Annotated in this window: 20 protein-coding genes; 7 read left to right on the top strand and 13 right to left on the bottom strand. The window is 63.8% G+C overall.

Going from position 1 to position 15,996, the window contains the following annotated elements; translation table 11 throughout:
* Positions 1 to 233: cysteine rich repeat-containing protein (locus tag CQ12_RS21985; RefSeq protein ID WP_245310075.1), on the top strand; the 233-nt coding region annotated here is incomplete at its 5' end.
* Between the two features lie 44 nt (positions 234 to 277).
* Here CQ12_RS21985 and CQ12_RS21980 read toward each other — a convergent pair.
* A complete protein-coding gene (locus CQ12_RS21980) occupies positions 278 to 637 on the bottom strand; it encodes a hypothetical protein (RefSeq protein ID WP_057837395.1) in 360 nt (119 codons plus the stop codon).
* Between the two features lie 148 nt (positions 638 to 785).
* On the opposite strand from CQ12_RS21980, the gene CQ12_RS21975 reads away from it, so the two are divergent.
* The 4 genes from CQ12_RS21975 (at position 786) to CQ12_RS21960 (ending at position 4,326) form a co-directional block, all read left to right on the top strand.
* Entirely contained in the window at positions 786 to 1,010 is a 225-nt protein-coding gene (locus CQ12_RS21975) for a hypothetical protein (RefSeq protein ID WP_057837397.1), read from the top strand.
* A 144-nt stretch (positions 1,011 to 1,154) separates the two neighbouring features.
* The gene (locus tag CQ12_RS21970) at positions 1,155 to 1,364 is read left to right on the top strand and encodes a hypothetical protein (RefSeq protein WP_057837394.1); all 210 of its coding nucleotides are present in this window, start codon (positions 1,155 to 1,157) and stop codon (positions 1,362 to 1,364) included.
* 215 nt (positions 1,365 to 1,579) lie between these two features.
* On the top strand, positions 1,580 to 2,719 hold the full coding sequence (locus CQ12_RS21965; protein WP_057837393.1) for an FAD-dependent monooxygenase: 1,140 nt from the start codon (positions 1,580 to 1,582) through the stop codon (positions 2,717 to 2,719).
* The gene (locus CQ12_RS21960) at positions 2,716 to 4,326 is read left to right on the top strand and encodes a benzoate-CoA ligase family protein (RefSeq protein WP_057837392.1); all 1,611 of its coding nucleotides are present in this window, start codon (positions 2,716 to 2,718) and stop codon (positions 4,324 to 4,326) included. Before CQ12_RS21965 ends, CQ12_RS21960 begins: the two co-directional genes overlap by 4 nt.
* Before the next feature lie 187 nt (positions 4,327 to 4,513).
* On the opposite strand, the gene CQ12_RS21955 is transcribed toward CQ12_RS21960, so the two are convergent.
* From CQ12_RS21955 to maiA, 3 genes are read right to left on the bottom strand one after another with little or no spacing between them, the layout of a single operon-like run.
* The gene (locus CQ12_RS21955; protein ID WP_057837391.1) at positions 4,514 to 5,695 is read right to left on the bottom strand and encodes a 3-hydroxybenzoate 6-monooxygenase; all 1,182 of its coding nucleotides are present in this window, start codon (positions 5,693 to 5,695) and stop codon (positions 4,514 to 4,516) included.
* On the bottom strand, positions 5,695 to 6,204 hold the full coding sequence (locus CQ12_RS21950; RefSeq protein ID WP_057837390.1) for a MarR family winged helix-turn-helix transcriptional regulator: 510 nt from the start codon (positions 6,202 to 6,204) through the stop codon (positions 5,695 to 5,697). The genes CQ12_RS21955 and CQ12_RS21950 overlap by 1 nt, the downstream gene beginning before the upstream one ends.
* On the bottom strand, positions 6,194 to 6,826 hold the full coding sequence (gene maiA, locus CQ12_RS21945; protein ID WP_057837396.1) for a maleylacetoacetate isomerase: 633 nt from the start codon (positions 6,824 to 6,826) through the stop codon (positions 6,194 to 6,196). Before maiA ends, CQ12_RS21950 begins: the two co-directional genes overlap by 11 nt.
* 113 nt (positions 6,827 to 6,939) lie before the next feature.
* On the opposite strand from maiA, the gene gtdA reads away from it, so the two are divergent.
* Positions 6,940 to 7,980, top strand: coding sequence for a gentisate 1,2-dioxygenase (gene gtdA / locus CQ12_RS21940; protein WP_057837389.1), 1,041 nt, complete (start codon positions 6,940 to 6,942; stop codon positions 7,978 to 7,980).
* Positions 7,981 to 8,110: 130 nt separating this feature from the next.
* Here gtdA and CQ12_RS21935 read toward each other — a convergent pair whose 3' ends face one another.
* The 4 genes from CQ12_RS21935 to CQ12_RS21920 form a co-directional block, all read right to left on the bottom strand.
* Positions 8,111 to 8,932, bottom strand: coding sequence for an ABC transporter permease (locus tag CQ12_RS21935; RefSeq protein ID WP_057837388.1), 822 nt, complete (start codon positions 8,930 to 8,932; stop codon positions 8,111 to 8,113).
* Positions 8,925 to 9,698 carry an ABC transporter ATP-binding protein gene (locus CQ12_RS21930; protein ID WP_057837387.1) on the bottom strand — a complete coding sequence of 258 codons (774 nt, stop codon included), beginning with the start codon at positions 9,696 to 9,698 and terminating at the stop codon, positions 8,925 to 8,927. Before CQ12_RS21930 ends, CQ12_RS21935 begins: the two co-directional genes overlap by 8 nt.
* A 109-nt stretch (positions 9,699 to 9,807) precedes the next feature.
* Positions 9,808 to 10,812 carry an ABC transporter substrate-binding protein gene (locus tag CQ12_RS21925; protein WP_057837386.1) on the bottom strand — a complete coding sequence of 335 codons (1,005 nt, stop codon included), beginning with the start codon at positions 10,810 to 10,812 and terminating at the stop codon, positions 9,808 to 9,810.
* Positions 10,813 to 10,833: 21 nt separating this feature from the next.
* A complete protein-coding gene (locus CQ12_RS21920; protein WP_057837385.1) occupies positions 10,834 to 12,198 on the bottom strand; it encodes an FAD-dependent oxidoreductase in 1,365 nt (454 codons plus the stop codon).
* 105 nt (positions 12,199 to 12,303) lie between these two features.
* Between CQ12_RS21920 and CQ12_RS21915 the strand changes: the two genes are divergently transcribed.
* Positions 12,304 to 13,188, top strand: a complete 885-nt coding sequence (locus CQ12_RS21915) for a LysR family transcriptional regulator (protein WP_057837384.1) — start codon at positions 12,304 to 12,306, stop codon at positions 13,186 to 13,188.
* 15 nt (positions 13,189 to 13,203) lie between these two features.
* Here the strand turns inward: CQ12_RS21915 and CQ12_RS21910 are convergent, their stop codons facing one another.
* The 5 genes from CQ12_RS21910 to CQ12_RS46530 form a co-directional block, all read right to left on the bottom strand.
* Entirely contained in the window at positions 13,204 to 14,040 is an 837-nt protein-coding gene (locus tag CQ12_RS21910) for an aspartate dehydrogenase (protein WP_057837383.1), read from the bottom strand.
* Positions 14,037 to 14,321: a type II toxin-antitoxin system RelE/ParE family toxin gene (locus tag CQ12_RS21905; protein ID WP_057837382.1), complete on the bottom strand. Its 285-nt coding sequence runs from the start codon at positions 14,319 to 14,321 to the stop codon at positions 14,037 to 14,039. Before CQ12_RS21905 ends, CQ12_RS21910 begins: the two co-directional genes overlap by 4 nt.
* 2 nt (positions 14,322 to 14,323) lie before the next feature.
* Entirely contained in the window at positions 14,324 to 14,560 is a 237-nt protein-coding gene (locus tag CQ12_RS21900) for a hypothetical protein (RefSeq protein WP_057837381.1), read from the bottom strand.
* A 67-nt stretch (positions 14,561 to 14,627) separates the two neighbouring features.
* A complete protein-coding gene (locus CQ12_RS21895; RefSeq protein WP_057837380.1) occupies positions 14,628 to 15,422 on the bottom strand; it encodes an enoyl-CoA hydratase-related protein in 795 nt (264 codons plus the stop codon).
* 76 nt (positions 15,423 to 15,498) lie between these two features.
* The coding region (locus CQ12_RS46530; RefSeq protein WP_245310074.1) for a Spy/CpxP family protein refolding chaperone at positions 15,499 to 15,996 on the bottom strand (498 nt) is incomplete at its 5' end.

Raw genomic sequence — 15,996 nt, 5'->3', positions numbered from 1 at the left:
CTGCCGCCGGTACCGCACCGGCCGCGGCAGCGGCGCCCACGGTCATCGTGCTGCGCCCGATGCGGCCGCGCGAAGAACTGCTCGTGCTGCGCTCGGCCTGCGGTGCCGACGTCCGTTCGATTTGCGGCAGCGTCGCGCCGGGCGGCGGCCGGATCGTGCAGTGCCTGGCGACCAATGCCGCACAGCTTTCACCGGCCTGCAAGGACGTCCTGTCACAATTCGCATCGCGATAATCACGCCCCTGTTGCGGCGGTCCACCATTGATCCGGGGACCGCATCACTCACCGCCGCGAAAGGCGAGGATGAGCTGAATCAGCCGCACCGACAGCGAGACATAAACGATCGTCATCACGATTTGGTACGCAATATGCCAATTGAGCCTGGCGAGCTTGTAGAGCCCGTCGACGAAATTCAAGAACAGGAGAATGACGCCGAACAGCATGACGCCGCGGCCGATGAGACCGTGGCGCAGATAACCGAACAGGACGATCGCCGGCTCGTTGCTCGAGACATGGGCGCCGGCGGAAACGATCAACGTACCGATAATCATTTTCTCGACGTGCGAAAATATTTCCCTGGAGACCGGCTCGACACGCTCGGCATAGAACGACAGCCATCTGGCCCTGACCTGCGCCATGAATTTTCCTCGGGTTTTCCTTGGGTTTTCTTGCAGCGATGAATGGGAGCGTCACTACAGCGGGTCCACGATCAAGAAGCAAGAAGGCCGGCATGATCCGCGGATGATCACCTCAACGACCGGCCGCCACAACGAAGGGAGAAAACCGATGCTACGCACCATCCTGACCACCGCCGCCCTGCTCTGCCTTTCGCAGGCCGCTTTCGCGCAGGAGCTGACCGCCGAACAACGCAGCGCCTGCATGGGCGACTACGAGAAATACTGCAAAGGCGTCACCCCGGGCGGCGGACGCATCATCGCCTGCCTCGCCAAGGAGAACGACAAGCTCACGCCCGCCTGCAAGAAGGTGCTCGCAGCCGCCGAGAAGAAATGAGGAGACGGCCGGCGTTCAGGCCGGCGGCGAAACGAGATCGGCGTGCAGGCACGTCGCGAGGAAAAATCCGCAGAACCTTCTAAAGAATCTTTCAAAAGAAATTTTCAAGGCCGAGCATCAACAACACAGGTCCGGGAGACCAACATGCGTTACTTCTTGATCATTGCATCCGCCCTCTTCGCCTTGGGCGCCGCCATGACTTTTGAATCGACCGAAGCCAACGCCGCAGTATGCGCCGACGGCGTCGTCCGCGCCGGCTGCGCCGGGCCTCGCGGCGCAGTCGTCGTCCGCAAGCCGGCCGTGGTTTGCAAGACCGTGTGGGTGAATGGCGTGAAGGTTCGCCGCTGCACCTGAACCCCAAACAATTCGGCAAAGCCCAACTCACCGCAGAGCGGACAACCGTTCGCGGACAGAACCGGCGAACGAAACAGGGCGGTTGGGCCGGGTCCCGGCGAGCTTGGGCCCCGGCCCGCGCCTGATACCTTCATCATTTTTCTGTAGCGCAAATTTCCGGCGCGGATTAGTCTCCATCCCAAATTAGTAAGTATACTGTCGATTGGGAGGAAGACGTGCGCATCGCCGTCATCGGCGGAGGCCCCGGCGGCCTCTACTTCGCCTATCTCTGGAAGCGGCGTCACCCGGACGCCCACATCGACCTGTTCGAGCAGAACCCGGAAGGCGCGACCTGGGGGTTCGGCGTGGTGTTCTCCGAACAGGCGCTGGAGTTCCTGCGCGCCGACGACCCCGAGACGGTCGACGCCATCACGCCGCGGATGGAGAGCTGGAAGAACATCACGCTCAATCTGCGCGGTGAGAGCGTCGAGATCGACGGCATCGGCTTCTCCTCGATCGGCCGGCTCGAACTGTTGACCATCCTGCAGCAGCGCGTGCGTGCGGTCGGTGTCGCGGCGCGATACGACACCACGATCCAGTCGCTGGACGAACTTGCGGGGTACGACCTGATCGTCGCGGCCGACGGGCTGAACTCGCTGGTGCGCCGCGGCTTCGAGAAGGAGTTCGGCGCCTCGGTCTCGCACTCCACCAACAAATTCGCCTGGTACGGCACCAGCAAGCGTTTCGCCACGCTGTCGCAGACCTTTGTGAAGACCGATCGCGGATCATTCAACGCGCACCATTATCGCTATTCGCCTGCGATGAGCACGTTCCTGGTCGAATGCGATGCGGCGACCTGGCGGTCTTACGGCTTCGAGCACAAGACCATCGAAGAGTCGCAGGCGATCTGCGAGGAGATATTCGCCGAGACACTGGACGGCCATCCGCTGGTCTCGAACAAATCGGTGTGGCGCAACTTCCCCTGGATCTGGAACGAGAACTGGTCGCACGGCAACAGGGTGCTGATCGGCGACGCCCTGCATACCGCGCATTTCTCGATCGGCTCGGGCACGCGCCTTGCGATCGAGGACGCGATCGCGCTGACCAAGGCGCTGGAGGCGGAAAGCGATATTCCCGCAGGCCTCGCCCGCTACCAGGCCGAGCGCAAGCCGATCGTGCAGAAGCTGGTGACGGCGGCGCGCACCAGCGCCGACTGGTACGAACATTTCCCCGAACACATGAAACTCGACCTGATGGATTTTGCCTACAGCTACATCACCCGTTCCGGGCGGATCGCCGACGCACGGCTGCGCGCGATGTCGCCGGAATTCATGGCACGCTACGAGGCGACGAAGAAGATCGGGAGCCAGGCATGACGACAATCTTCGATTTGGTCCCCCGCGATAATCCGGGCGCACGCGAGATCGGGTTTGCGATCCCGGAACGCTATAACGCGAGCCGGATCCTGTTCGACAATCTCGCTCAAGGCCGCGGCGAGCGGCTGGCATTGACCGGCCCCGGCGGCACGCGTACCTATGCAGAACTCTGCGCCGAGGCCGCGCAATGGGGACACGGCTTCCAGTCGCTCGGCCTGAAGCGCGGCGACCGCATCCTGATGTTCCTCGACGACACGCCGGCCTATCCGGCGGCGTTTTTCGGCGCGGTGCGCGCGGGCTTCGTGCCGCTGTTGATCAACACGCTGACGCCGCCGGATCTGCTGCAGTTCTATCTCTCGGACGCCGGCGCTGCCGTGGCCGTCGCGGAGGCCGAGTTTGCGCCGCGCTTCAACGCGGAGGCCTGCAAGGACACGCCGCTGCAAACGCTGATCATCGTCAATGGGGCCGCAGGCGACCACGCGGTGCCGCAGGCCCTCGACGCCGCCCAATGGCTGCAGGGATTCCCGACCGATCTGCCGGAAGCCGACACCGGGCGCGACGACATGGCGTTCTGGATGTATTCATCCGGCTCGACCGGCCGTCCAAAAGGCATCGTGCATCTGCAGCACGACATGGCCTACAGCGAACAGGCTTTTGCGCGCCACATGCTCAAGCTGAGGCCCGACGACATCTGCTTTTCGGTGCCGAAGATCTTTTTCGCCTACGGTTTTGGCAACGCCATCACCTTTCCGTTTTCGGTCGGCGCCGCGTCGCTGCTGGTGCCCGGCCAGCCGAAGCCGGCAACGATCTTCGAGGCGATCGAAAAATACCGGCCGTCCGTGTTCTACGGATTGCCGACGCTCTACACCTCGCTGACCAAGGCCGAGGGCGCGGGGAAGATCGATTTCTCATCGCTCCGCATGGCGCTATCGGCTGCCGAAGTGCTGTCGGCGGAAGTGTTCAACGGCTGGAAGGCTCTGACCGGCCTCGAGATCATCGAAGGCCTCGGCTCGACGGAAGTGCTGCACATCTATCTCTCCAACCGTCCCGAGCAGAAAAAGCTCGGTGCCGCCGGCTTGCGCGTGCCCGGCTATGAGATCCTGCTGAAAGACAAGGACGGCCGCGAGGTCGGCGACAACGAGGAAGGAATCTTGTGGGTGCGCGGCGATTCCAACACGCCGCTGTACTGGAACCGGCCGGACAAATCGGCCGAGACGATTCGCGACGGCGGCTGGGTCTATACCGGCGACCGCTTCATGCGCGATGCCGACGGCTTCCATTTCTTCCGCGGCCGCGCCGACGATCTGATCAAGATTTCGGGACAGTGGGTCTACCCGCTGGAGGTCGAGCTTTGTCTGGCTGAGCACCCCGATATCAGGGAATGCGCGGTGTTCGCCGCCGAACTGCCGGATAGGCGCATGACGCTGAAGGCCGTGGTCGTGATGAACAAGGGCGAGTTCGATACCGGGAGCGCGACCAAAACGCTGCAGGATTATGTGAAGGCAAAACTGCTGCCTTACAAATATCCGCGCGAGATCACCTTCATCGCCGAATTGCCGAAGACAGGCACCGGCAAGATCGACCGCCAGGCATTGATGAAGATGTAGGGGCGCCCGTCATTGCGAGCGAAGCGAAGCAATCCATTCCTCCACTTGCCGCACTATGGATTGCTTCGCTGCGCTCGCAATGACGATCTGACTCCGCCCCGTAGCCCGGATGAGCGAAGCGACATCCGGGAGCGGTGCCCGTGTGAATCCCGGATATCGCTTCGCTCATCTGGGCTACGATAATGCCCTATCCCGCCAACCCCGTCCCGCCATACAACCACGCCAGATCGCCGTACCAATCTTCCGACGTCTTCGCGCCCATGATCTCATTGCGCAGCCGGGCGTGCCCACCAGCGGGATGATAGATGTGCTCGCCGATGGCGCGGGACATCAGTTGCACCTTTGCGGTGCGCAGGAAACGCTGCGCACGATAGGCTTCCAGCGCGGCCGCGTAATCATCATGGTTCGCCAGCATGTGCGACAGGCACACCGCATCCTCCATCGCCTGGCAGGCGCCCTGCGCAAAATATTGCAGCATCGGATGCGCGGCGTCGCCGAGCAGCGCGACCCGGCCGTCGACCCAGCGCTCGACCGGGTCGCGGTCGCACAGCACCCACAGCCGCCAGTTCTTGCCGTGACGAATGATTTCGCGGGCCCGCTCGTGGATATGACCAAAGCCCTGCATCACCTCTTCATCCGACACCGGCTTGCCCGCCACCGGCTCCGGCGCATCGTTGTGATAGGTGACGACGAGGTTGAACACCTTCCAGCCCGACAGCGGGTAGTGCACGATGTGGCATTTCGGCCCGGCCCACAGCGTCGCCGCGTTCCAGCGCAGATCTTCCGGCATCTGCTCGGTCGGAATCACCGAGCGGTACGTCGTATGCCCGGAGACCCGCGGCGCCCCGTCCGCGACCACCTGCTTGCGAACGTTCGACCACAACCCGTCAGCGCCGATCAACAGCAGCCCCGTGACGCGCTCGCCGTTCGAAAGCCGCGCCGTCACTGACGAACCATCCTGTTCGTAGCCGGCCACCTCGCTGCTGACGCGCAGTTCGATCAGCTCATGGCTCTGGCAAGCACGCAGGAAGACGCCGTGCAGATCGCCGCGATGCACCACCGCATAAGGGTTGCGGAAACGCGCGCGGAACGCGTCGCCGAGATCGACATGGGTGATTTCCTCCGCGGTCAGCGCATCCATCAGCCGTAGCTGGTCGATATAGACCGCCATGCCACGCGCGGCTTCGCCGACGCCGAGATAGTCGAAGGCGTGGAAGGCGTTGGGTCCGAGCTGGATGCCGGCGCCGATTTCGCCGAGCTGGGAGGCTTTTTCCAGCAGGATCGAGCGGATGCCCTTTTGCGCCAGCCCGAGCGCTACGGCGAGTCCGCCGATTCCGCCACCTGCGATGAGAACCGGCCCCGTGTCCATCAGTTCGATTTCCCGAGATGTTCGAGCGCGTCTTCGGCGCGCAGCGGCACGCGCGAGGCCTCGTTGTTGAGATCGACGAGTTGCATCAATAGCGCCAGCAGGGTCTTGCGGTCGGCCGGCTTCAGCGGCTGCAGCATCCTGACCTGCGCCCGCTCGACCGAGGACATGATGTCGCGCAGCACGATCGCACCTGCCTTGGTGAGATGGAGCAGCTTGACACGCTTGTCCTCCCGCGACGGCTTGCGCTCGATCAGCGCCTTGCTCTCCAGCCGCTCGATCACGTTGCCCAGCGTGGAGCGGTCGAAGGCGATCACCGCGGATAGCCGCGTGGCGTCGATCCCAGGATGGGTGTGGATCGCGACCAGCGCCGCATATTGCACCGGCGTGAGATCGAACGCGCTGCATTCCTCGACGAAGATCGAGACCGCGATCTGCTGCATCCGCCGGAACAGATAGCCGGGCGCGGTGTAGACCGCGTCCATGGTGATGGGTGTTGACTTACTCGGCATCGGGTTGCTTGTCCGGCGCGGCGTCCGCGAACGCCTTCATTTCCTTTGCTGCGGCCTCGGCCTTGAGCAGCCGCGGATAGGCCGAGACGTCGACGCCGAAGCGCCGCGCATTCGCAAGCTGCGGCACCAGGCAGAGATCGGCCATCGTAGGCCTGTCGCCGAAGCAGAACGGCCCCTGCTCGCCCTTGATCAACGCTTCGCAGGCGGCAAGGCCTTCGCGGTTGATCCAGGCCGCCCACTCCGTCACTTTCTCCTCCGCAAGGCCAAGCTGGCGCAGCCGGGCCAGCACCTTCAGATTTTGAACGGGGTGGACATCACAGGCAATCGCGAGCGCAAAGGCGCGCACCTTGGCGCGGCGCAGCGGATCCGCAGGCAATAGCGGCGGGCTCGGATGGGTCTCGTCCAGCCATTCGATGATCGCGAGCGACTGGGTCAGCGCCGTCCCGCCATCACCCTCCAGCGTCGGCACCAGTCCCTGCGGGTTGATGGCGAGATAGTCGGGCGCGGTCTGTTCGCCCTTGCGAAGGTGATGCGGCAGGTGCTCTGCCGTAAGTCCCTTGAGGTTGAGCGCGATCCTGACCCGATACGCCGCGCTGCTGCGGAAGTAGCCATGCAGCTTCATCGGAACCTCCCGGTCTATTGTCATTGCGCCCTGATCGGCGGTCATTGACGCTACCCATATTGTAAGTATACTGTCAATCATCAGACGAAACAAAAATGACGGGAGGCTTGACCATGGAAGCCGTGCAGAAGACCCCGGAGCGCGAGGCGTTCTACAAGAAGATCGACGGCGAAAATCTCTCGGCCTTGTGGAACGTGCTCGGCGATCTCGTCACGCCGGAACCGCGCAGCGCCTGCCGGCCGCATCTGTGGAAATTCGATTCCATCCGCGACTACATGAACGAAGCGGGCAAGCTCATCACCGCCAAGGAAGCCGAGCGGCGGGTGCTGGTGCTGGAAAATCCTGGCCTCCGCGGCCAGTCCAAGGTCACGACCTCGCTGTTCGCCGGCGTGCAGATGGTGGTGCCGGGCGACGTGGCGCCGGCTCACCGGCACAGCCAGTCGGCGCTGCGTTTCGTGCTCGAAGGCAAGGGCGCCCATACCACCGTCGATGGCGAGCGCACCGCGATGGAGCCCGGCGATTTCATTATCACGCCCTCGATGACCTGGCACGACCATTCCAACGAAACCTCTGAGCCGATGTTCTGGCTCGATGGCCTCGATATCCCGATGGTGCAGTTCTTCGACGCCTCCTTCGCCGAAGGATCGAACGAGGATCAGCAGAAGCTCTCCAAACCTGCCGGCGACAGCTTTGCGCGCTATGGCCACAATTTGCTGCCGGTCGACGAGAAGCGCAAATCAAAGACCTCGCCGATCTTCAACTATCCCTATAGCTACACCCGCGAGGCGCTGGAACAGGCCAAGACCCGCAACGAGTGGGACGCCTGCCACGGGCTGAAGCTGAAATTCTCCAATCCCGAGACCGGCGATTTCGCGATGCCGACCATCGGCACCTTCATTCAGCTGTTGCCGAAGGGTTTCAAGACCGCGCGCTACCGCGCTACCGACGCCACCGTGTTCGCGGCGATCGAAGGCAAGGGCCGCACGCGGATTGGCGACCAGACCTTCGAATGGAGCGCGCGCGACCTGTTCGTGGTGCCGAGCTGGCACTGGGTCACGCACGAGGCCGACACCGATGCGGTGCTGTTCTCGTTCTCCGACCGCCCGGTGCAGCAGAAGCTGGATCTGTTCCGCGAAGACCGCGGGAATGCGTGAGGAATGAGAGAACCGTAGGGTGGGCAAAGGAGCGTTAGCGACGTGCCCACCATCAAGCCCTGTGCACGTGATGGTGGGCACGCTTCGCTTTGCCCACCCTACACACTGCGTTCGCAGGGAACGACAGCTCTCACCGCCAGTGCAGCAACCGCGCTTCCAGCACGTTGATCGCCTTCCCCACCGCCAGCCCGAACAGCGACAGGATCACGACGCCGGCGAGTAGCTGATCGGTCTGCATCAGATTGCCGGCCTGCAGCACGAAGGCGCCGATACCGAACTGCGCGCCGATCATTTCCGCGCTCACCACCAGCAAGAGCGCCACCGACGCCGTGATGCGGAAACCCGCGAGGATCGAGGGCAGCGCGCCCGGCCAGACCACTCTGGCTACGATGGCGGGGAATGGCACGTTAAAGCTCTGCGCCATCCGGATCAAATTGCGCGGCACCGCGTCGACGCCACTGTAGACCGAGATCGCGGTGGAGAAGAACACTCCGAGCGCAATGGTCGCGATCTTCGGTTCCTCGCCGATCCCGAGCCAGAGGATCAGAAGCGGCAGCAGCGCGATCTTTGGAATCGGAAACAGCGCGGAGATAAAGGTGATGCCGACGCCGCGCGCCAGCGTCGACAGCCCGATCGCAAAGCCTGTGATCACGCCCAGCACCGAGCCGATCAGCCAGCCCGAGCCGATGCGAACCACCGACGCCGAAACATGCTGCCAGAGCGCGCCTGACATCGCGAGCTTGTAGATCGCGACCGCAATCGCCGATGGCGGCGGCAGGAACAGCGGATTGACCCAGCCCGCGCTGCCGGCGAGTTGCCAGAGTGCGATGACAAGCACCAGCGCGATCCATCCCGAGACGCGACCACCGCCGGGCGTAAAACCCGCGCCGCGAAAGGCGACCGGCCGCGACGTACTCGCGTCCTGCTGTTGCGACGGGGCGCGCTCAAGCATGCTGCACCTCGCGCTCGGCATCGATCGCCTCGTCGCGGATCAGCGACCACAACTGGTTCTGCAACGTCAGCAATTGGCCGCGGGCGTCGATGCCGCCGCGCTCGTCGCGCGTCATCGGGATCGTCACGACCTCGCGGACCCGGCCGGGCCGCCGCGACAGCACCACCACGCGGTCGGCGAGCCGCACAGCTTCTTCCAGATTATGCGTGACATAGACCGCGCCCATCGTGCCGTCGGCAAGCAGACGGATGAAATCCTCCATCAGCAATTCGCGGGTCTGCGAATCCAGCGCCGACAGCGGCTCGTCCATCAGCAGGATCGCCGGCCGCACCGCCAGCGCCCGCGCAATGCCGACACGCTGGCGCATGCCGCCAGACAATTGCTTCGGATAGGCGCTACGAAAATCGGCAAGTCCGGTGCGGCGCAGCGCGTCGTCGACGACGGCGCGGCGCTGGGCTGCGCTCAGCGCGGTATGGACCAGCGGAAACTCGACATTCGCCTCCACCGTGCACCACGGCAGCAAGGCAAAATCCTGGAACACGAAGGTCAGCGGATTGAGGCTGTCAGCCGGTGGCGCGCCGCGCAGCTCCGCCCTTCCCTCGCTTGGCCGCAGCAGCCCACCAAGGATCGACAGCAGCGTGCTCTTGCCGCAGCCGGAGGGCCCGACGATCGCGACCACTTCGCCGGCGGCGACGGTGAACGACACCTTGTCGAGCACGTCGAGGGCGCCGAAGCGGTGACTGATATGGTCGGCGATCAGGTCCATGTGGTTCCTGGTTCGATGCCAGACCCATCATTGCGAGCGCAGCGAAGCAATCCATACCTCGGCATGGGGATAGATGGATTGCTTCGCTTCGCTCGCAATGACGTTCCCATCAATCCGCCTTCACATATTCCTTGGCGATGATGGCACCCGCATCAAATCCCTTGTCGACAAAGCCCTGCTCCTGCAGCCACGCGATCTGGTTGTCGACGTTCTTCACATCCAGCTTGCCGTCGGGATCGATATAGGCGCAATTGCCGACCACCTGCTCGACCGGCAGGTTGGTGTATTTGGCGATGATCTCGAGCAGCGGCCTGGTCTTGTCGTTGATCTCGGCCTTGCCGTCCTTCACCGACGCCAGGATCACGTCGTGATATTCGCGGTCGGCGCGCACCAGCGCAGCCAGGAGCTTGGTCACCAGCGCCTTGTTGCCGAGCGTCTTCGGTGAGGCGAACACCGCGCCGAGTTGCCACGGGGTCTCGTCGCCGACCCAGCCGAGGAATTTGGCGCCGCCGGAATCCACCAGCGCCCGTGCGGTGGAAATCGGCAGCAGCGCGGCATCGACGGTTTCGCCCTTCAGCGCGGCAGCCGCATTCGACAGCGACTGCAGCGGCACTATTTTCACGTCCGCAAGCTTGAAGCCGTACTTGTCGGCCAGCAGCCCCAGCGAATAGTGAAAGGAGGAGCCGACCTGCGTCATCGCGATGCGTTTTCCCGCCAGATTCTTCGGCGTCTTCAGCCCGGCCGCATAGGCATTATTGCTGGCGAAATAGCCGATCAGGGGATAGCCCGCCTTCTCGCGGCTCATGCCGCCGATCACCTTCAGCGTGCCCTTGCCGGCGAGATTATAGAGACCCGCGGTGAAGGCCGTGATGCCGAAATCGACGTCGCCTGAGGTCGTCGCCACCGCGATCGGCTGCGCGGCGTCGAAGAATTTCAATTCGATGTCGAGCCCGGCCTCGCGGAAATATCCCTTGTCCTGCGCGATGAACACCGGCGCCGACGACGACAGCCGGAGCACGCCGATTTTTGCTTTCAGCGCATCGTCAGCCCGCGCGATCCCGTTTGCCGCCACCGCGAGCAGGCCCGCCAGTGCGAGCCGTGCAAATTTTGACATCCGGTTTCCTCCGCAACTCTTTTATAACCCTTCGGGCACGCTCTGGTCCCGCCCGATGAACGCGCCCTGTTGTTTCAACGTTTGTTGCAACTTTTCAACCGCAATGTCGCGCGGAATCGTATTTTCGGACAGTGCCAGCGCCGCCGCGAGACCCGCCGCCTCCCCCATCGCAAAACAGGCGCCGGAAACCCGCGCCGCCGACTGGCCCTCATGGGTCATCGAGGCGCAGCGGCCCGCCATCAAAAGGTTGTCGATGCCCACGGGTACCAGCATGCGATATGGCAATTCGTTGAAACCGCGCGATTCCGGGATCGGCGGGAACTTGAAGATCACATCGCCCGGGACATGCGCTTCGATCGGCCAGCCATTGGCGCCGATGGAATCCTCGAACGAGGCGCAGCCGAGCACATCCTCGCCCGACAGCATGTAACCGCCGATCACGCGCCGCGTTTCGCGGATGCCGAGCTGCGGCGGCAGATCGACGATGTAGGATTTTTCGAAGCCGGGCACCGTGCGAAGGAATTCGAATGCCTGCACCGCCTGCCGCCGCCCCTCGATCTCGCCGCGCGTCATCTGGTCGGGATCGATTCCGCTGACCGCGCTGCCGTCCTCGCGCGCGAGCTGGGTGAAGTTGACCCGCCATTCGATGCCGGAGCGCTGCGGCCGCACGATCGCAGACTTGCGCGGAAAACGATGCGTGCCCGCGGCCTCCGCCTTTTCCATCAGCGACGGGATCGTCCGCCAGGCCTCGCCGGCCTTTTCCGGATCGATGCCGTTGAGACGCAGCATCATCGACGGATAAAGCATGCTGCCGGCATTGTCACCGACCTCGAACGGTGCGCCCGCCCAGGCCGCGAGATCGCCGTCGCCGGAGCAATCGATGAAGATGCCGGCGCGCACCGCCTGACGCCCCGCCTTGGTCTCCACCATCAGCGCATGGATACGCCTGTCATCATCCATCACGACACCGGCGCCGAGCGCGTGAAAGAGAATGTCGACCTTGTGCGCCGCCAGCAGATCATCCGCCGCGATCTTGTAGGCCGCCGTGTCATAGGCCTGCGCAAAAATCTTGCCGAAGATCAGATGCGGCGCGTTGAGCCCATCGAGCCGGCCGATCCGCGCCAGCAGATCGGAGGCGATGCCCTGCACCACCCGGTGCATCGCGCCATGGACGTTGGCATGCAGCCCGCAGAAATTGGTCACGCCGGCGGCGGTGCCCATGCCGCCGAGAAACCCGTAGCGCTCGATCAGCAGCGTCCGGCGACCCGCGCGTGCGGAGGCGACCGCAGCCGCGATGCCGGCAGGACCGCCGCCGAGGACGGTCACTTCATATTCGCCATAGACGGGCACCCGGCGCGCGGGTTCTTCGATCGTTTTGGCCGACACTGGTCGCTTTCCGTCCCTGTTTTCTTGCCGGCACTATGAATTGATGCGTATCGGACTACAATCCAGCAAATTGCGCGATCAGCTTTCTCGAATCGTGAAAAATGAATGGATACGCTCACCAATCTTCAGGCCTTTTTAGCCTCGGCCGAGGCTGGCGGCTTTTCTGCCGCGGCCCGCAAGCTCCATGTTTCGACCTCGGTCGTGTCCAAACGGGTCACGCAGCTCGAAGCCCAGATCGGCATCGCGCTGTTTCGCCGCTCAACGCGCCAGTTGCGATTGACGGAGGCCGGCCAGCGCTATCTGCATCGCGCGCGCGGCGTGGTGGCCGATGTCGGTGACCTCCTCGCGCGCATGGGCGAGAAAGACAGCGATCTGGTCGATCAACTCCGCATCAAGGCTCCCACTTCGCTCACCATCGCCCGGCTTGCCGATGTGTTCAGCGCCTTCCAGACCCAGAACCCGCGGCTGAAGCTTGAGATCGTGCTGATCGACCGCCCCGTCGATCCGGTGACGGAAGGATTCGACATCGCCATCGGCGCATTCCCGCATTCGTTCGGCGGCGTTGTTGATGAGCCGCTATGTTCGCTCAAGCGATTGCTGTGCGCCTCGCCGGCCTATCTCGCCGAACACGGCGTGCCTCGGCATCCGCGCGAACTGGTCGATCATCAGTGCCTGAGCTTTCTCCCCACGGGATCGGAATGGACTTTCGACGGCCCGCGTGGCCGGACCAGCATCCAGGTGCGCCCGCTATTGAGCTCGAACGAAGGCCACGTGCTGGTGAAGAGCGCGATCGCCGGCAACGGCATTGCCTTGATCTCGCACTATCTCGTTGCGGACGCGCTGAGCAGCGGCACGTTGCAGATCGTGCTGCCGGATTTTGCGATTCCCGAACTATGGGTCAAGGCGGCCATTCCCGAGCGACGGGTCAACGCCGCCGCCGTGCAGGCGCTGCTTCAGCAATTGAAACGCGCGCTCGCGCCGGCGCTGTAGAACGCGAAAAGACGCTTACGTTCCGACCTGCAGTGGCGAGGTGAGCTTGCGTAGTGCCGCGATCACCGAGAGCGCGGTGATGCGGCCCGTTTTTGGATTTTCCGACGGCACGTTCTCGATTCCCATCGTGAACGACGCCGAGTCGGCGTCGACCCTGATCTGGTGACAGTTCCGCGTCACCGCCGGATCGGCCCAGATTTCGATCGTGGTGCGGTCGGGACCGATACCGGCCAGCGACAACGCCGCCACCACGTTCACATTGGCCGGAAACGCGGCCGCCGCATCGCGCGCCGAACCCTTGAAGACACACAGGGCAGACGTCAGCCCCTCCACCGAAATCCGGTTCTCGACCAGGTAAGGCGCCCCGGCAAGCCCCTTCGGTGGCTTGCGCGTGACCATCTGCACCGAATGGATGGTGCCTTCGGCGGCGGCCGAAACCGCATCGAAGCCGATCAGCGCGCCGGTCGGCACGATGATCTGCCCGCCATGCGCCCGCGCCAGATCGATGAGATCGGGCCGCGGCAGCAGCGCACTCGCGCTCAGCACCATCACCTGCTTGCCGGCGCTCAGCATCGGCCGGCAGATCTGTTCGAGGATCGCTGCCGGCGCGCATTCGACCACGAGGTCGGCATGATCGGGCAGATCATCGAGCGCGACCAGCGGACAGGCGATGCCTTCGCGATCGAGCCAGGCCTGCGCCTTCGCCTGATCCCTGGTGGTGACGGCCGCGAGCGCGAGGCCGGGCAAACCTTCCGCAAGCTTGCGCGCCACGGTTCGTCCGATTTCGCCGAGCCCGGCAATAGCAATGCGCTTGGAAGGCACGCTGTGCCCCTCCTGTGATTGTGACTTCATTCTTGTTCTCGATCTTGCGCCGCATGAAATACGCCGAGAACCAGAATCTCGTCAGGATCGGCCAGGCCGATTTCATAGACGATAATATACGGCAAGCCGCGCACCACCCATTCATGGGTCCCCGGTACACGACCGACATGCCCCATGCGTGGAAATTCCGTCAATCGTTCGGCAGCTAGACGGATGCGTGCGGCCACCTGCGTCGCCGCAATGGGATTGCGCTCTCGGATGTAGCTGTAAATCGCAGCAATGTGTTCCCGCGCTTCCGCGGTGAAGCGCAACCTTACAGGCCGCATGACTTCCAAAGCGCCGCCATCTGCTCATCGGTTGCGATCGTGCCCCTGCCCTCGCGGATATCGCGTTGGATACGGGCGACTTCCTGCGCTTGAGCATCGGTTAGGCGATAGCGGCTCGCGTCCTGCCGTTCCATTTCGAGCAGGACTTCCGCTGCGTCGTCCTGGCGCTCCTTAGGCCAATGCCGAACGCGCTCTATGAGTGCTTCGAGGTCTTTCGTTGTCATGGCTCCAATATAGCAAACTATTCTACATTCGCCACTGCCGTACTGTGCCGCGGAAGATCCTACTCCCTCATAGCTCCCATCGCGCCGCCCGCTTCTCCGCAAACGACGCCAGCCCTTCGGACGCCTCGGCCGTCTGCCGCCGTGCCGAATGCATCTTCACCAGCCGCGTGTAAGCCGCGTCGTCAACGCTCATCCCGCCGAACGAGTTCTCCATCGCCAGCCGCTTGGTCTCGGCCAGCGCCTCCGGGCCGTTCGCCAGCAATTGCTCAACAACCCTGGCCCCGGCCGCTTCGAGCTCGGCCAGCGGCGCCACCTCGTGCACCAGGCCGATACGCCGCGCCTCCTCCGCGCCGAAGCGTTCGCCGGTCAGCGCGTAGCGGCGGACCTGGCGGACGCCGATGGCATCGCAGAGTTGCGGGATGATGATGGCGGCCGTCAGGCCCCAGCGTACTTCGGTGATCGAGAACATCGCATTGTCGGCGGCGATCACGACGTCGCAGGCCGAGATCACCCCGGTGCCGCCGCCGAAACAGCCGCCCTGCACCAGCGCCACCGTCGGGATCGGCAGCGTGTTCAGCCGCTGCACGGCCTCGAACGTTGCGCGCGACACCGCCTCGTTCTCTTCTGTCGATTTCGGCCGGACGCCGTTGATCCATTTCAGGTCGGCGCCGGCCTGGAAATGCTTGCCGTTGCCCTTCAGGACCACGACGCGAAGGTTCGGTTTCTTGCCCAAATCATCCATCGCCGCGAGCACGCCGTTGATGAGCCCGGCGTCATAGGCATTGTTCACCTCGGGGCGGTTCAGCGTGACGGTGGCGACGCCGCGCGCGTCGAGATTCCACAAGACAGGATTGGTAGTCATTCGGCGGCCCTTTTGTTCGGCATGTTGTTATGCCGAACCATAGGCCGGGATTGCAGGCGCTGTCACGACCGCCGAGTTATCGTCGGCCGTACCGCCGCGTCATGTCTGCCCTGTCGGCAAACGACGTACGCCGCGGACCGATGGCCTCGAACTGTGCTTTCTGCTCGTCATTCAAGGTCGCATAGAAGTCGTCCAGCGCGGTGCGGACCTGTTTGACCGCCTGCAGCATGACATCGAGCCGCTTGCCGGCGGCGGCGAGCCGCGCGGACGGCGTGGCGGCTTCTTCGGGCCGGCACGATGCGTTCAGCATCTCCCTCGCCTTGGCGCTGGCATTCTGCAGGGCTGTAAGGCCGGTGCGTTGCACGTCGGTCGGACGCAGCCGCGCATCGATCTCCTCCGTCGGCCAGCTCAAGCCCGACGATTGCGTAACGTCACAGGCCCGCACCAGCGACCTGCTGCGCCGCCGTTCGGCTTTCCTTTCCTGCTCCTCAGCGACCGCGTTCAGCCGCGCTTTCTGCTCGTCGTTCAAGAGACCATAAAACTTGTCCAGCGGCGCCTGCACGGTCGCGACACC

This window comes from Bradyrhizobium jicamae, assembly GCF_001440395.1.
Classification (GTDB): domain Bacteria; phylum Pseudomonadota; class Alphaproteobacteria; order Rhizobiales; family Xanthobacteraceae; genus Bradyrhizobium; species Bradyrhizobium jicamae.
This window is presented reverse-complemented; position numbering and strand designations above follow the sequence as displayed.

Excerpts from the sequence above, each read along its gene's own strand:
- CQ12_RS21980 (WP_057837395.1), bottom strand. The coding sequence starts at position 637 with ATGGCGCAGGTCAGGGCCAGATGGCTGTCGTTCTATGCCGAGCGTGTC.
- CQ12_RS21975 (WP_057837397.1), top strand. The coding sequence starts at position 786 with ATGCTACGCACCATCCTGACCACCGCCGCCCTGCTCTGCCTTTCGCAG.
- CQ12_RS21970 (WP_057837394.1), top strand. The coding sequence starts at position 1,155 with ATGCGTTACTTCTTGATCATTGCATCCGCCCTCTTCGCCTTGGGCGCC.
- CQ12_RS21960 (WP_057837392.1), top strand. The coding sequence starts at position 2,716 with ATGACGACAATCTTCGATTTGGTCCCCCGCGATAATCCGGGCGCACGC.
- CQ12_RS21955 (WP_057837391.1), bottom strand. The coding sequence starts at position 5,695 with ATGGACACGGGGCCGGTTCTCATCGCAGGTGGCGGAATCGGCGGACTC.
- CQ12_RS21950 (WP_057837390.1), bottom strand. The coding sequence starts at position 6,204 with ATGCCGAGTAAGTCAACACCCATCACCATGGACGCGGTCTACACCGCG.
- maiA (WP_057837396.1), bottom strand. The coding sequence starts at position 6,826 with ATGAAGCTGCATGGCTACTTCCGCAGCAGCGCGGCGTATCGGGTCAGG.
- gtdA (WP_057837389.1), top strand. The coding sequence starts at position 6,940 with ATGGAAGCCGTGCAGAAGACCCCGGAGCGCGAGGCGTTCTACAAGAAG.
- CQ12_RS21935 (WP_057837388.1), bottom strand. The coding sequence starts at position 8,932 with ATGCTTGAGCGCGCCCCGTCGCAACAGCAGGACGCGAGTACGTCGCGG.
- CQ12_RS21930 (WP_057837387.1), bottom strand. The coding sequence starts at position 9,698 with ATGGACCTGATCGCCGACCATATCAGTCACCGCTTCGGCGCCCTCGAC.
- CQ12_RS21925 (WP_057837386.1), bottom strand. The coding sequence starts at position 10,812 with ATGTCAAAATTTGCACGGCTCGCACTGGCGGGCCTGCTCGCGGTGGCG.
- CQ12_RS21915 (WP_057837384.1), top strand. The coding sequence starts at position 12,304 with ATGGATACGCTCACCAATCTTCAGGCCTTTTTAGCCTCGGCCGAGGCT.
- CQ12_RS21910 (WP_057837383.1), bottom strand. The coding sequence starts at position 14,040 with ATGAAGTCACAATCACAGGAGGGGCACAGCGTGCCTTCCAAGCGCATT.
- CQ12_RS21900 (WP_057837381.1), bottom strand. The coding sequence starts at position 14,560 with ATGACAACGAAAGACCTCGAAGCACTCATAGAGCGCGTTCGGCATTGG.
- CQ12_RS21895 (WP_057837380.1), bottom strand. The coding sequence starts at position 15,422 with ATGACTACCAATCCTGTCTTGTGGAATCTCGACGCGCGCGGCGTCGCC.